Source organism: Candidatus Nitrospira neomarina (genome assembly GCF_032051675.1).
In the GTDB taxonomy this organism is placed as follows: domain Bacteria; phylum Nitrospirota; class Nitrospiria; order Nitrospirales; family UBA8639; genus Nitrospira_E; species Nitrospira_E neomarina.
This window is the reverse complement of record NZ_CP116968.1, coordinates 3845233-3859598: the sequence shown is the minus strand read 5'-3', so window position 1 is coordinate 3859598 and position 14366 is coordinate 3845233. Positions and strand designations below refer to the sequence as shown.

13 protein-coding genes are annotated in these 14366 nt (G+C 48.1%); 3 read left to right on the top strand and 10 right to left on the bottom strand.

The window, feature by feature from the left end:
• Window positions 1-9: 9 nt before the first annotated feature.
• The 9 genes from nuoL to PQG83_RS16595 all read right to left on the bottom strand — a co-directional run bounded on the left by nuoL (window position 10) and on the right by PQG83_RS16595 (window position 8922).
• Window positions 10-2007 carry an NADH-quinone oxidoreductase subunit L gene (nuoL, locus tag PQG83_RS16635; protein ID WP_312743427.1) on the bottom strand — a complete coding sequence of 666 codons (1998 nt, stop codon included), beginning with the start codon at window positions 2005-2007 and terminating at the stop codon, window positions 10-12.
• Window position 2008: 1 nt separating this feature from the next.
• Window positions 2009-2311 carry an NADH-quinone oxidoreductase subunit NuoK gene (gene nuoK, locus PQG83_RS16630; protein ID WP_312645914.1) on the bottom strand — a complete coding sequence of 101 codons (303 nt, stop codon included), beginning with the start codon at window positions 2309-2311 and terminating at the stop codon, window positions 2009-2011.
• 13 nt (window positions 2312-2324) lie between these two features.
• Entirely contained in the window at window positions 2325-2867 is a 543-nt protein-coding gene (locus PQG83_RS16625) for an NADH-quinone oxidoreductase subunit J family protein (protein ID WP_312743424.1), read from the bottom strand.
• 7 nt (window positions 2868-2874) lie between these two features.
• Complete coding sequence (gene nuoI, locus PQG83_RS16620; protein WP_312743421.1) at window positions 2875-3444, bottom strand: NADH-quinone oxidoreductase subunit NuoI; 570 nt, start codon at window positions 3442-3444, stop codon at window positions 2875-2877.
• Between the two features lie 23 nt (window positions 3445-3467).
• A complete protein-coding gene (locus tag PQG83_RS16615) occupies window positions 3468-6158 on the bottom strand; it encodes a molybdopterin-dependent oxidoreductase (protein ID WP_312743419.1) in 2691 nt (896 codons plus the stop codon).
• A 63-nt stretch (window positions 6159-6221) separates the two neighbouring features.
• Window positions 6222-7364 carry an NADH dehydrogenase (quinone) subunit D gene (gene nuoD / locus PQG83_RS16610; RefSeq protein ID WP_376753423.1) on the bottom strand — a complete coding sequence of 381 codons (1143 nt, stop codon included), beginning with the start codon at window positions 7362-7364 and terminating at the stop codon, window positions 6222-6224.
• Between the two features lie 154 nt (window positions 7365-7518).
• Entirely contained in the window at window positions 7519-8013 is a 495-nt protein-coding gene (locus tag PQG83_RS16605) for an NADH-quinone oxidoreductase subunit C (protein WP_312743417.1), read from the bottom strand.
• 19 nt (window positions 8014-8032) lie between these two features.
• Window positions 8033-8548, bottom strand: a complete 516-nt coding sequence (locus tag PQG83_RS16600) for an NADH-quinone oxidoreductase subunit B (protein WP_312645908.1) — start codon at window positions 8546-8548, stop codon at window positions 8033-8035.
• Window positions 8539-8922: an NADH-quinone oxidoreductase subunit A gene (locus tag PQG83_RS16595; RefSeq protein ID WP_312645907.1), complete on the bottom strand. Its 384-nt coding sequence runs from the start codon at window positions 8920-8922 to the stop codon at window positions 8539-8541. The genes PQG83_RS16600 and PQG83_RS16595 overlap by 10 nt, the downstream gene beginning before the upstream one ends.
• A 1424-nt stretch (window positions 8923-10346) precedes the next feature.
• Between PQG83_RS16595 and PQG83_RS16590 the strand changes: the two genes are divergently transcribed.
• From PQG83_RS16590 to PQG83_RS16580, 3 genes are all read left to right on the top strand, one after another.
• Entirely contained in the window at window positions 10347-10742 is a 396-nt protein-coding gene (locus PQG83_RS16590; RefSeq protein ID WP_312743414.1) for a CBS domain-containing protein, read from the top strand.
• Window positions 10743-11551: 809 nt separating this feature from the next.
• The gene (locus PQG83_RS16585) at window positions 11552-12694 is read left to right on the top strand and encodes a transporter family protein (RefSeq protein ID WP_312743412.1); all 1143 of its coding nucleotides are present in this window, start codon (window positions 11552-11554) and stop codon (window positions 12692-12694) included.
• 67 nt (window positions 12695-12761) lie between these two features.
• A complete protein-coding gene (locus PQG83_RS16580) occupies window positions 12762-13571 on the top strand; it encodes a carboxypeptidase regulatory-like domain-containing protein (protein WP_312743409.1) in 810 nt (269 codons plus the stop codon).
• Window positions 13572-13606: 35 nt separating this feature from the next.
• On the opposite strand, the gene PQG83_RS16575 is transcribed toward PQG83_RS16580, so the two are convergent.
• Window positions 13607-14173 carry a hypothetical protein gene (locus tag PQG83_RS16575; protein WP_312743406.1) on the bottom strand — a complete coding sequence of 189 codons (567 nt, stop codon included), beginning with the start codon at window positions 14171-14173 and terminating at the stop codon, window positions 13607-13609.
• Window positions 14174-14366 lie beyond the last annotated feature (193 nt).

The window sequence follows — 14366 nt, the reverse complement described above, 5'->3', positions numbered from 1 at the left end:
GATAGTCGGTTACCGAATGGACATACCGGCGGCGGAAGATCCAATAAACCACACCAGGGCCAGATGAATGAGCAGCGCCAGCCCGATGACAATAATGGCGGCATAATGATGGACCATGCCACTTTGTATTTTTCGCCACGACCACGAGAGAAGATGATTGGAATAACCCACCACATTCAATCCTGCGTAGATCACATATTTTTCAACCCAGGTAATCGCACCAGCGCTGACATCCGTGCCTCGCCCGATCCCCACGACGAAGCGGTCAAGAATCTGTCGATCAAACCAATCCCATAGCAATCCCAATTTCTTACAGGGTTCCACAATTAAGACGTCATACATCTCATCGACATAATATTTATTCAGAATTGTGGTGTAGGCTCGCGGAGATTTTGCAGCCCATTCGCCGGCCATCTGAGGACGCATAGCATACATATAATGCGCTAAACCCCATCCACCCAAGGCGATCGCTATGGCCACACCCATGAGGCTCAACAACATACCCCACCCCACTTCATGGACCTCAGCACCCAATGGAGTCGCCACATCATGTAAAAATCCATGGAACCAGCCATGCTCCGGGGGTACACCAAGAAATCCTCCGAAAAGGGCCAACCCGGCCAAAATCACGAGCGGAGTGGTCATCACCGAAGGTGATTCATGAATATGGTGGGCCACATGGGGATCAACTCGAGATGACCCATAGAACGTCAGATACGTGAGCCTGAACATATAAAAACTGGTCAAAAACGCTCCAACAGCGGCCAGAAGATACAAGAGATAATAGCCATGGACGAAGGCATGAGCCATAATTTCATCTTTACTCCAAAAGCCTGCCAAGGGAGGAATACCCGCAATGGCGAGAGTACCGATCAGAAATACACGATAGGTCGTTGGAATCTTGTCATGCAGTCCGCCCATCTTCCGGATGTCCTGCTCCCCACCCAAAGCATGAATTACCGAACCGGCCGACAAGAATAGAAGTGCTTTGAAAAATGCATGGGTCATCAGGTGAAAGATGGCGGCAGTATAGGCGCCAACCCCACAGGCCAGGAACATATAGCCCAACTGGCTGACGGTTGAATAGGCCAACACACGTTTAATATCGTTTTGAACAAGTCCAATCGTGGCGGCAAACAGTGCCGTGACGCCTCCAACAATGCCCACCGTAGCCAAAGCCATCGGCGCCATATCAAATATCACATGGTTTCTCACCACCATATAGACCCCGGCGGTGACCATGGTGGCTGCATGGATAAGCGCACTCACCGGAGTTGGGCCTTCCATCGCATCGGGCAACCAGGTGTATAAAGGTAATTGCGCCGACTTGCCAATCGCTCCAACTAACAAACAGAGCGAGATGGCGGTGGCCATTTCAGTTGAAAGGGTCGAGGCTTGGGCCATCACGGCCGTGTAATCGAGTGTGCCGAAATGCGAAAAGATCAGGAATATCGCCAACAAAAATCCGGCGTCGCCAATCCGGTTCACGACAAAGGCTTTGGTCGCGGCCTTCCCCGCCGAGATTTTCTCATAGTAGTACCCGATCAATAGGTAGGAACAGAGCCCCACGCCCTCCCACCCAATGAACAGCACGACATAATTGTTTCCCATGACGAGCAGCAGCATGGAAACCATAAAAAGGTTCATATAGGTGAAGAAGCGGGTAAACCCTTCTTCACCATGCATATAGCCTACGGAATAGACATGGATGAGGAACCCCACACCGGTCACTACTAACAGCATGATGACACTCAGCGGGTCGATGAGGAAGGCAAGATTTATGGAGAGATCGCCTCCGAAAATCCAGGAGTAGGCAATGACTTCTCGCGGTGTAGGATCTCCGAGAATCGAAACGAAAACACCGAGCACACAGAGAAATGACAATCCGACGGAGCCAAAAGCCAGGCGTCCTGCCATGTCATGGGAATAGCGAGAGCCCACCAGCCCGTTGACCAACACGGCCAGCAGAGGGAAAAGAGGAATCAGGAGAACGAGCAGATCGAACACGTTACCACTTTAAAATATTAATTTGATCGACGTTCGTGGCCATTTTCCCGCGAAACACCACAATGATAATCGCTAATCCGACAGCGGCTTCCGCTGCGGCCACCGCAATGATAAAAAGGGCCGCCATTTGCCCGGACATGGAATGCAGGTAATGAGAAAAAGCCACCAGATTGATATTGGCGGCATTCAACATAATCTCTACGGACATCAGGACGACAATAAAATTCCGCCGGATCAGGACGCCGACGAGTCCGGTCATAAACAAAATAGCGCTGAGGGCCACATAGGCTGAAAGAGGGATCATGAATTATGGGGCTTTAGGGCATGGAAGAAAGGCCTGGTTCTTCTTGTGGGTCAGTCTTCGCCGGTGTTTTAGCAAGAACGATGGCACCGATCACAGCCCCTAACAGGAAAATTCCAATCACTTCAAAGAGCAATAAATAATCGCTAAACATCGTGATCCCAATGGCATGGCTGGGGCCCGTTTGCAGGATGAGGTCAGGCGTGGCCGCTCCAATCACACCGCCATAAGGCGATTGAAAGAGAAGAATCAGAAGTTCTCCAAAAATTGCGATTCCGGCAAAAACTAAAAAGGCAAATCTTTTATGAAGATGCTGTTCCTCCGTTTTTAAATTCATCAACATCAACACGAAAAGATACAGAATAAGAATCGCTCCCGCATACACAATGATTTGCACCGCAAAAAGAAATTCCGCATTCAACAGGACAAACAGACCCGCGACATGGAGGAGGAGCGTCAGCAAGGCCAACGCGCAGTGCACGGCATTTCGCAATGCCACAGTCAAAACCCCTGCCACGACACTCACCGTGGCAAAATATCCGAAAAGAAGCCACATCATGATGAAACTACGGTTCCTGGGTACTTTTTATTGAAACAGGGAAATGGTAGCGGTAGGCGCGGCCTTCCTCCCCTTCCTTCTCTTGGTTATGAGCATAGAGATACTTTTTGGCATCATCTATATGACGCTCTCCAATCTGGTAGAGCCGCGCCTTGTCAAAGAGGAGGGTCCGCTTATCATGGGTCGAAAATTCATAAACCTTCGTCATCGCCAGGGCATTAACCGGACAGGCTTCGACGCAGTACCCACAAAACACGCACTTCGTAATGTCGATGTAAAATTCGGAAGCATACCGTTGGAGCGGGAGAGTTTTGTCTTCTTCGCTGATAACCTTAATGCAGCGTGAAGGGCAGGCTGCTTCACATAAATCACAGCCCACACAGCGTTCTGTCCCATCTTCATACCGTAACAGGCAAAGTGCGCCACGATGGGCATCAGGAATCGTTCGTTTCTCCCGGGGATATTGAAACGTAATGGGGCGATGCAGCAAATGCTTGAGCGTTACCTTCATCGCATCCCAGATTTCTCGGAAGAGCACGGCGTCGAAAAACTTTTTTGTCGTTGGAGAATTACTCATGGTCTGATGACTGGCCTTTCTGATCAGGCCTTTTCAATAGACACATAGGTCAACTTGAAATAAGGAACCCCTGTGACCGGATCGACCTGAACCGACATCAGGTCTTTTACAGGTGGATCATTGAAATGTTCAGGAACCGTACAGGTCCCTGGCAATAACGACGTATCCTCTTCCACTCCCATCTCCACTGTGCCCTGATCTGATGTGATCCGCACGCGGTCATGAGCACCGAGTCCAAGACTGTTGAAGTCCTTGATGCTCATGCGAAGACGAGATGTATTGGGTGAAATTTCCATCAGGCCGGAAGCCCGGGTGGAAAGCTTCCCTGAATGATAAAGCAATTGAATCATGCGTAGGGCAAAAGGCCGTGGAGTAGGACTGTCCATCCCAACGGGATACCGCGACGCCACTTCCTCGGGAAAAGCTTTCGAAAAGTACTCCGAAAGGTCAGGAGCCAGGTGAGAGACCTTCCCCAGATTGTAATAACCCGGAAGGATTTTTCGGATTTCTTTTTGAATATCCTGGGTGGTTTCGTATTCCATGGGCGAGCCTAACCCGTTTGCCATTCCGACCATGATGTGCCAATCCAAGGTGCTTTCGCCAAGAGAATCCAGAGCCGGACGGAGAAATTGGACCTTTCCTTCCTGATTGGTCACTGTGCCGTCTTTTTCCGCAAAGGTGGAAGATGGAAACACCACATGAGCCATTTTGGCGATTTCCGTTAAGAAGGGGTCCTGGCAAATGAGGACTTCTAACTTTGCCAAGGCACTGGTGACATCATAGGAAACGGGTAGCGTTTCTAAGGGATTTTCCCCAACCAGATAAAGAGCCTTAATTTCCCCATTTTGACAACGATCCAGGATTTCCGTGAGATTGGCTCCGCGGTCAACGTCCGGAAGGTTGTTGCCCCAGACACGAGCAAATGTTTCCCGGGCTTGGGAATCAGGGAAGGAAACCGGACCCGGCAGATATTCCGGTGCGACACCCATATCGACCGCCCCTTGTTCGTTCGCTTCCTCGGTATAGGTGTTAATGCCGCATCCCTTTCGACCAAGCTTTCCTGTTACCCAGGCTAGATCGATAAGATTCAACATATGCTGATAGCCCCCGGCATGGCGGAGAATGCCCTCCCCGCAAATGATGATTGACCGGGACGCTTCAGCAAATATTCGAGCTGCCTCATGAATTTGCTCCTGACCCACTCCAATCTGACTGGCCATGTCCTCAAGGGAAAGTAACCCGACTGCCTGCCTTAACGCATGCAAGGCTTCGGGAAATGCCGACGTGGCTTCTTCGTCAATCAACTCCTGATCCAGGACCGACTTCACCAAACCTTGAACAAAGAGGCCCTCGGTCCCTGGCTTCACCATCATGGGGTGAGAGGCCAACTTCGCGATATTGGTTTGCATGGAATCCACTACAATGGTTTGAGCCTTATACAACCCCATAGCCGACTTTACTCGCAAACTTGCAACCGGATTGGTCTCTGTAATGTTGGCTCCAATGATAAGGAATGCCTTCGCTTTATTAATCTCTTCCGAGGTATTCATCATGCGATGAAGGCCCAAGGCATGCTTCATGGCCCTGACAAAATTCAGATGCCCATATCTGGCACTGCTGTCCAGATGATTCGTACCAATAACAGAACGCATAAATTTTTGAAACACATACAGATCTTCGTTGGTACACCGGGCTGTAATAAGCCCGGCGATGGCTTGCGCCCCATATTGCGCTTTGACATTGGCTAAACGACCTGCAGCCAAATCTAACGCATCAAGCCAGGGGGAAGGTTGCAATCCGGATTCGGTACGAACCAATGGCGTTTTCAGACGGGTGTCACTATCAATGAACTGAAATCCAAAGCGGCCACGCACACAGATACCATCATGGCCATTTACCGTATCTGTGCGATCTCCCCATTTGTTTTTCCAGGAAAGGGGGGAGGTCACCCGAACCACTTCGGTATCTTTGGTTTCCACATATATTTGGCAACCGTCGCCGCAATAATTGCACGTCGTGGTCGTTTTTTTGAGCTGCCAGGGTTTATAGGCATATTTTGAAAATTTATTGGTGATGGCTCCAACCGGACACACCGCCAGGCAATCCCCGCAGAATTCACAATCCAGGGCTTGATCGCCTTTCGCCACGACCTGGGTAAACCCGCCCTTTTTCATAAATTGCAGGGCATCGATGCGAAGCACGTCTTTGCAAATATTGATGCATTCTCCGCAAGCGATGCAGCGGTTCATATTGAAATCAAGAACCAGGCTGCGGGTATCTTCCGGAATATTTTTTTGTTTTGCGTTGGCTAAATTGGTCACGCCGTGTTCAAAGGCCATGTCCTGCAGTTCACAGTGACCATCGGCATCGCACACCGGACAATCCAGTGGATGGACGGAAAGATGCTTCTCTACAGCTTTTTTCCTGGCCAGAAATAGTTCTTCGCCTTCGGTCTGGATGACCATCCCAGCTGCGGCCTTTGCCGTACAGGAACGGACAGGGGCTTTTTTCCCCTCTTGAAAAACCAGACACATTCCACAGGATCCGAATGGGTCGAATGTATAGTGGTAACACATCGCAGGCACAATTTTTCCCGTGCTGGATATGACGTCATAGAGGGAGACTCCTTCCTTGGCCTGGACAACTTCGCCATCCAAGGTGAGTTCAATCGTCGCCGCCTCGACGTCAGGCGTAGTGACAGGCTTTAATCCCATTGAAGTCCTCTTCTAAAAATAACCAACCACATATCTTTGAAAACGTAGTGCGGCAGAGCAACACTACCGATCACACTCTCCCATAACAATATCATATGTTCCAAAAATCGTGACCGCATCGGCAATCATATAGCCTTTGGCCATATAATCGAAGGCGCCCATATGAATAAAAGAAGGCGCACGAATTTTCAGACGATAGGGCCGACCTCCGCCCGTACTGACAATATAGAATCCCAATTCGCCTTTATGCGCTTCCGTTCCGCAGTAGATCTCCCCGGCTGGTGCATCAAATCCCTGCGAAAAAAGTTTGAATTGTTGAATCATCGACTCCAGATTCGTGAACACCCGATCCTTAGGAGGTAAAGTCACACTCGGCACATCAGCCAAAATCGGCCCTGGCTCCATTTGCTGCAAGCATTGTTGAATAATTTTGAGGCTTTCACGCATTTCCTCAATCCGAATCCAGTACCGATCGTAGGTGTCTCCATTTTTTCCCACAGGCACGCTAAATTCACATTTAGGATACGCGCTATAGGGTTCATATTTCCGCAGATCGTAATCAACTCCGGATCCTCTCAAGGTCGGACCGCTCAATCCAAAACTCAGCGCATCTTCGGCAGAGATCACTGCCACACCCCGTGTCCGAGCCAACCAGATGCGGTTTTTTTCCAAAAATACCACATATTCCTCAATTTTTGGAGGAAAGTAGTCCAGGAACTTTTGGACTTTTTCCGTCAACGAAGGGGTGAAATCGCGTTCGACCCCGCCAATGCGATACCAGCTGGTTGTCAGTCTGGCCCCACACAGTTCATCGAACCAATCCAACAATATCTCCCGGTCACGAAACGTATAAAAGAACACGGTCATTGCCCCGATATCCAAGGCCTGGGTGCCCAACCAGAACAAATGGCCGATAATACGCTGCACTTCAGCCACAAGAGTCCGGAGATATTCCGCCCGGTCGGGAAGAGTGATGTCCATGAGTTTTTCCACAGCCCGACAGTATGCGAAGTTGTTATACATCGCGCAAACATAATCCAGCCTATCGGTATGGGGTATAAACTGGTGATACGTTCCACCCTCAGCCAGTTTTTCGACTCCTCGATGAAGAAAGCCAAGTACCGGCGTGGATTTCACAATTCGCTCACCCTCAAGCTCTAAAATCACCTTCAACACCCCATGCGTACTCGGGTGTTGTGGCCCCATGTTTAAAAGCAGCTCTTCCGTCCGGAGCGTGGGCAATGACTCCGTTTCCGGGTGGTTCGGATCGACTTTATAAACGGTCGTACGTTGATCTTCCAGTTTCATGATATTAGCCTAGAGCCTGCCGGCTCACCTTGCTCCCAAAGGGACTCCGCAATCACGTCGGGTCGTTTAAAAAATCAAAAGTATCACGCCAGCCTTTCCCCTGAACGGGGAAATCTTTGCGAAGCGGATATCCTTCGGTGTAATCATCTGGCATCAAAATGCGCCGAAGGTCCGGATGGCGGTTAAACCGGATCCCCATCATGTCAAACACTTCACGTTCCATGAAATCCGCTCCCATCCAAAGATCCGTCATGGAATCAACCAGACAATCGTGTTCGGGAACCCGGGTTTTGATTCGGATGCGATGGCGTTTCCGAATCGAGTAGACTTCATAGACCACTTCAAATCGTTCTTCATCATCAGGCCAATCCACTGAACTAACATGTACCATGTAATCGCAGTCCAGGTCAGGATCCTTCCGGATATATGAACAGACATCATGCAGGGCTTCCCGCTTGACAGTAATCGCCAAGTCTCCCCGCCATTCATTGGCTCCCACAAACCCTTCAGGAAATCGGTTTTGGATCTTTTCTGCGATCGGATGCATGAATGATTCGTGACTTTCCTTAGACTTTCACCTGTTCCGGTTGTTTGGTGAACACCCGTTTTTGCATGATCCGATCCTGTAATTTCAAAATCCCATCAAACAATGCTTCCGGGGTCGGAGGACAACCCGGCACATAAATATCAACGGGAACGAATCGATCGACCCCCTGAACAACGCTATAACTATCATAAATATTGCCGGATGTGGCACATGACCCCATGGAAATCACATATTTTGGTTCAGGCATCTGGTCATAAATTTTGCGAATAACCGGAGCCATTCGGCGACAGACGGTTCCGGCTACAATCATCAAATCAGATTGACGGGGCGAGGCACGGAACACTCCTGCGCCATACCGGTCAATATCATAACGGGACGACACGGCGGCGATCATTTCAATAGCGCAACAGGCTAAACCGAACGTCATGGGCCACAGAGAGCCTTTTCGGGCCCAGTTTACGGCTTTCTCCAGGGAAAGGGTCATAATCCCCAGATCGCCGTCTTTTTGTGGCTTCCCGATTTGAATTAATCCCATTCCAAGGCCCCTTTACGCCAAGCGTACACATACGCCACGACAAATAATCCAATAAATATCATCATTTCAATAAACCCGATCATGCCCAATTGATTAAAGGTAATTGCCCAAGGATAAAGGAAGATCACCTCGATATCAAAAATCACAAACAGCATCGCAATGACATAATATCGAATGGGGAACGGCATACGTGAATCCGAAAAGGGTTCAGATCCACATTCGTAGGTCGAAAGCTTTTCGGGTTCGGGATATTTAGGTTGAACCAAATAGGACAGAGCAAGAGTGACTAGCCCAAACCCCATGGCAAGACCGATGAAGATCAGGATAGGAAGGAATTTGGTCAGATACTCAAGGAGAAGGTCTGAGCCAGACATCCGGAGACTCCCCTAAAATAGTTTACAATTCAAAGCCTTCTACCGAGGCCGGCATCGTAGCACTCTATTTTTTTGTGAATCAATGGAACGAAAGACCTAACAGTGTAAGGACCATTCAGACCAACACGGCTAAAAATGAAGATTAATGTATAGTTTTCATAAGATCTCATAGCATACTGTGCCATGAAACATAGACAGGTAATAGTCCTGTAAAAAATTTTCCCACCATCCTGCGTTTATGAATATCCGAGAGTGGAAAAGAATACATTCCACCACCCATCAGACCGGATGGCTTGGGACTTCTTCCATTTCAGTCAAGGTTCGGCACATGTATGGTGTTCCTCTGTTCAAGGCAGAAAGGCAAAGGTTATCCTTTTACTCATTTGATATTTTAGGATCTCATGGTTGTGGGGAATATTTACAAATAGGTAAAATAACTTAAATATATTCTAGAAATATGTCATATTTTTTGCTATAAAACTTCTTTTGAATCAACATCCGCCTCCAATTTTCACCCTAAATGGAGGAAAGAGAAATTAGAGCCTAAGCAAAATCTGAAATTTTTGTGTGTGACCGATGCCCTTTTTAAGGGGAGAAAGGTCCCTGAAGAAGCCAAAATACACCACCCAATTTGAAACGATAAAGTAATGACGTACGAGGGAGAAGATTGAGGGGGGTTTTCCTCAAACTCCTGTCTTGAATTCAAACGCGCACATGGTCTTAGAAGCCTGCCCTGCTTGGGGATCACCCCCCCAACAAATGAACAACTTAGGATTTTTTCATCTCCGAGGAAGGAGTCCGAAGATTAGGGGGGGTATCTGATTGGTCATTCCACTCGTCTTCCAGGGGAGAAACCGCTTTTGCTTTCTGACGACGGTGAATTTGAGTTTGGATCCTTTTTTGGGGTGAAGGCGAGGGTTCTCCTTCTGGATCACTTTGGGGTTTTTGTGAACGTTCGGAATACATAACAATAGGGTAACACCTCTAGACTCTAAAAAGCTGTATTTATCAGACCCCGGCTCCTTGGGGAATTGGAGGGGCCTTTTGGGAGAAAATACGGAATGTGGTCATTGCTTGGAGGATTAAATGAGTGAGTTAAAAACACTTGTGGAAAAATCCATTTATTAACTCTTGTTAAAAAATTGGGTTACGACTCGCGAAGTAGCTCAAGGCCGATATTGGTTTTTCGAAAAAATTTCCAACACCCGTTTTTCGAAGTGGCAATAATCCGCGAAGGAATTTCGTCTTTCATTATGATTTCCCGGAGCTGGTCTGGCCTATATAAGATAAATCGCTCGGGGATGACCGGTCCTGCCTAATCGATTGGCGTTTGATTAGAAGAAAAAAGAACGGTGACGGTATTCGAAAAATTGGTATAATATAAATAGATTACAAACAACAACATCATCAGAAGGGAACCATACATGATCGTCCAAATTATGCAGAAAGAACTGAAAACCATTTCTGAAGGTTTTTCAATCACTCAAGCGGCCGAAAAGATGCAGAAAGAAGGAATTGGAAGCTTGTTGGTTGAACGGAAAGGAATTCCAGTCGGAATCATTACTGATACAGCTATTGTCCATAAGGCCGTTGGCCTCAAGAAAAACCTGGATGAGACCAAGGTAGAAAGTCTCATGACCTCCCCTCTCCCTACGATTCAGTTGGCCCAAACTTCCCATGATGCGTTGGATTTGATGGGTGACTTAGGCGTTCGCCATCTCATTGTATGTGATGGACCGAAAATTGTCGGTTTAATTTCTGCACGGGATCTTCTGGTATATTTTGGAAGTGTTTCGGAACCCAGAATCGGGGTAGATTAATCCACCGAGTAAGCTGGCAAAAATACCTTTTTGTATTTTTGGAGGGAATCTTTCAAACATTAAGAAAGTACACTAGAGTCGAAAGGAATAAGTGCCCGTATGGGGCAGGACTCGCAAATCCTGGGGGTCTGTTCTTTTAAGCAGGTTCGGAACTCCCCCAAAACCCTCCCTTGATTATCCTTAAGCCCTTTTTTAAGCGGGTTTTGTAGAAAAATGCCCCACCATCATAGGGTTGAAGTGGGGTCTCCTTATCTGTTAGTAAAATTACAGGCCTTAAGAATTTTATGCTTTCACACAATGAACCGTATTTCTCACCTATTTGTTATTTGCCTGGTTTTTTGTTTACTGATCCTGAGTGGCATACTCACCGCCCAGGCTGTTGAACACAGCCAACACCATTCCCAACACCATCAAGGGACTCATTCCACACTTCTCTGCACCTGGTTTTGTGCTGCAGGCCAAACACTAGAAACTCACCGGGTGCTGGTGGATGGACCGGTTGAGTCTTTTCTTCAATTTGAAGATTGGCGTCCAATCACTCATCAAGTTATTGTCGTTATCCCTCCAGCCTCCCGTGCCCCGCCTTCCTGCCTTTAGCATTCATCATTACGCAATTCATTCGTTATACAAAACATTCGATGTTGAGAGTGTTTCATTCGTAAGCCTTGTCTAGACAAGCTTCCGAGCGGAATTTTGCTCCTTGGAAACACCCTTTCTTCAAACAGGTTTTATTCGGAAAGAATTTGCCATCATTCATTTTATTGGAGCTGGATTGACTGAAAGTTTATTCAAAAAAGGATCGCCAAGATATGACTAAGAGTATTCGATATCTCTGTTTTGGGCTCATCGTCGGAATTTTTGGAATCGTCTCTGCCCTCCCGCCTGCTGAAGGGGCATTATTGGATGGCCTCATGGGGGGAGTGGAAGAATCCTTAGGAAAGAAGGCCGAAGAAAAAGGGGAACGGCTCGTCATCGGCAATTTTTATCAGGCGGAGCGCCCCGATTCCCACGCTCCCATCGGGGTCATGCAGGATCATACCCATAACAAGGGTGAGTTCATGTTTACCTACCGATATATGTACATGTATATGGACAAGATGCGGAATGGTACCGACAACCTATCCATCAATGACGTGTTAAAAGATTTTGCGGTGACTCCTAAAAACATGACGACGCAGATGCACATGTTCAGTGCGATGTATGGCTTGAATGATACGGTTACCCTGATGGCCATGCTCCCCTACGTCATGAAAGAGATGGAACATCAGAACAGAGCCGGGGTTAATTTTACGACCAACTCCAGCGGATTCGGGGATACCAAGTTGGCAGCCCTTTGGCGACTGTATGCGTTTGAAACTCCCAGTATCGGTTCCCATCGGTTTCATTTGAATACGGGTGTATCGCTGCCGACCGGAGATATCAATCCTACGGATAACACACCGTTAGGGAACAACTCATTGCTGCCCTACCCAATGCGGTTGGGTTCAGGCACCGTCGATCTGTTACCCGGACTGACCTATACCGGGGTCCGGAACAATGTGTCGTGGGGGTTTCAGGCACTTGGAACGGTTCGTATCGGACACAATCAGCAGGGTTATAAGGAAGGCAATCAATATAAGGTGAACTCCTGGGGGGCCTACCGTTGGGCTGATTGGATCAGCACATCTGCGCGATTGAACTGGCAACAATGGTACAACATCAAGAGAGAAGACGGCCAACTCCAAACGACAGTGGGACCCGCGCAAATCCCTCTTGTCCCAACTGCCGACCCTGATCGACAAGGGGGACAGCGGTTGGACCTCATGGGAGGTGTGAATATTTTGTTTCCGGATTTTATGGGCCTCGAGAATCGTCTGAATGTTGAAGCCGGCGCGCCTATTTATCAGTATCTCGACGGTCCGCAATTGAAGCAAGCCTGGTCTTTTTGGGTTGGATGGCAAATGGTCATGTAGAAAAAAGATTGGGTAGAGATGGCTCAAATTCCGGAGAGTCTAGAAAAAGCAAAAAAGGAGATGGATCATGAATAATAGCAATGCCTTGTGGATATTACTGGCTAGTCTATTCCTGGTCATGGACCCCGGTGCGTCCCATGCGTATGAAGTGGGGAATGTTCAAACTGGTGGATCCATCCATGGAAGGGTTTCTTTCCTAGGCTCCCCCCCAGAGCCCTTACACTTTAAAGTAGAAAAAAATCCAGAGATTTGTGGTCAGGAACGAAGCCTCATGAAAGTTGAAGCTCGGGATGGATTCTTGGCTGGTGCGGTGGTCGTGCTTGAAGGCATCAATACGGGAAAACCATTTTCTTCAAAAACCTTCACGGGGAATTTACCTGGAACGGGTGAATTTCGATACCTGGGAGGGGACTCCCTCGGACTTCAGGTCAAGACCCACGATTGCAATTTTGGTCCTTTCACGGGTGTGATCGCAGCTAATGAAGCCGTGCGGTTTCAGAACCAGGATTCGATCAAGCATGTCCTGCACTCCTTTGTTTCCAAGGATAGCAAAGGAAGAATTCTGCGCACGGTTCATAATCAGGATCTTCAACCTCATGATGAAATCGCCCGGGAATTTCCCTCAGACAAAATGGAAGACGGGGTCGTGGTGCGGATCATTTGTAATCGGCATGACTTCATGCAGAACTGGTTGTACGTGGTAGATAACCCGTATTATGCCATTTCTGATGAGAAGGGCCGGTTCACCATTGACCAAATTCCGCCGGGAACGTATACGTTGTTAGTCCGGCATCCGGTGTTGGGTGAACAGCGCCAGGAGGTCACCATTGATGCACAAGGATATTTGCAGGTGGAATTTGCGTTCGTGGATGAATGAAAGGCAACTGAAGAATGAATTTTCCTGGGATATTATCAACACCCGAACCGTGAATCGCAGGGCGGGAGCTTAAAACCTCCTTGTGGGGGAGGGTTCCATTCCGGGCCAGGGCCCGCCGGCTCTTGAAGATCGCTATTATCATAAGGCTCTTCATTGCCGGTGACCCCATCTTCATAGGAATCCTTGAACATCTCACCCAGCTCCTGCTCAAACTTCCCGTTTCCATTTAAATCAATCCAAAAAAACACCGGATCGCCAACGGTCAAGACGACCGGAGTGCCGAACTCGTCGAGCCAAACCTTATAAGTTCGACGTGCCGTCATAAAATTAACGGACCCGGAGCCGGTCAGGTCAAATTCCCTGAAGAACATATCGTTGCGCCAATCATAGTAGGCGTTGATCTCCCGAGGATCGAATTCGTCGGGTTCGACCGGAAGCTTTGGGCGAGGTTGAATCGACGAAAACGGATTGGTATTCATGGCCACAGACTGAATCCGGAAGGAAGGTTGGTGATCAGCTTGATAAGGGAAGACAGCCTCCTCGCGGGAAGTGAGATGAAAAACCCCAAGCAATGCAATACAGAGAAAGGGAAATGGCGTCATAAATGTTGCTCTTATCCTCGTCATTCAGGGACACTAGAAAAATTGTATTCTTTGCAAGAGCAAAGGTGCAAATTTTGGTGAAGGATCGAACCCGGTTAAATCTTATTCGAAGTACCCGCGCGCTACCGGGTTCGAGGAAATTATGCCAAGTGGGCTTCATCCTCTTCCAACCTTATCTATTTTAAGCACCAGA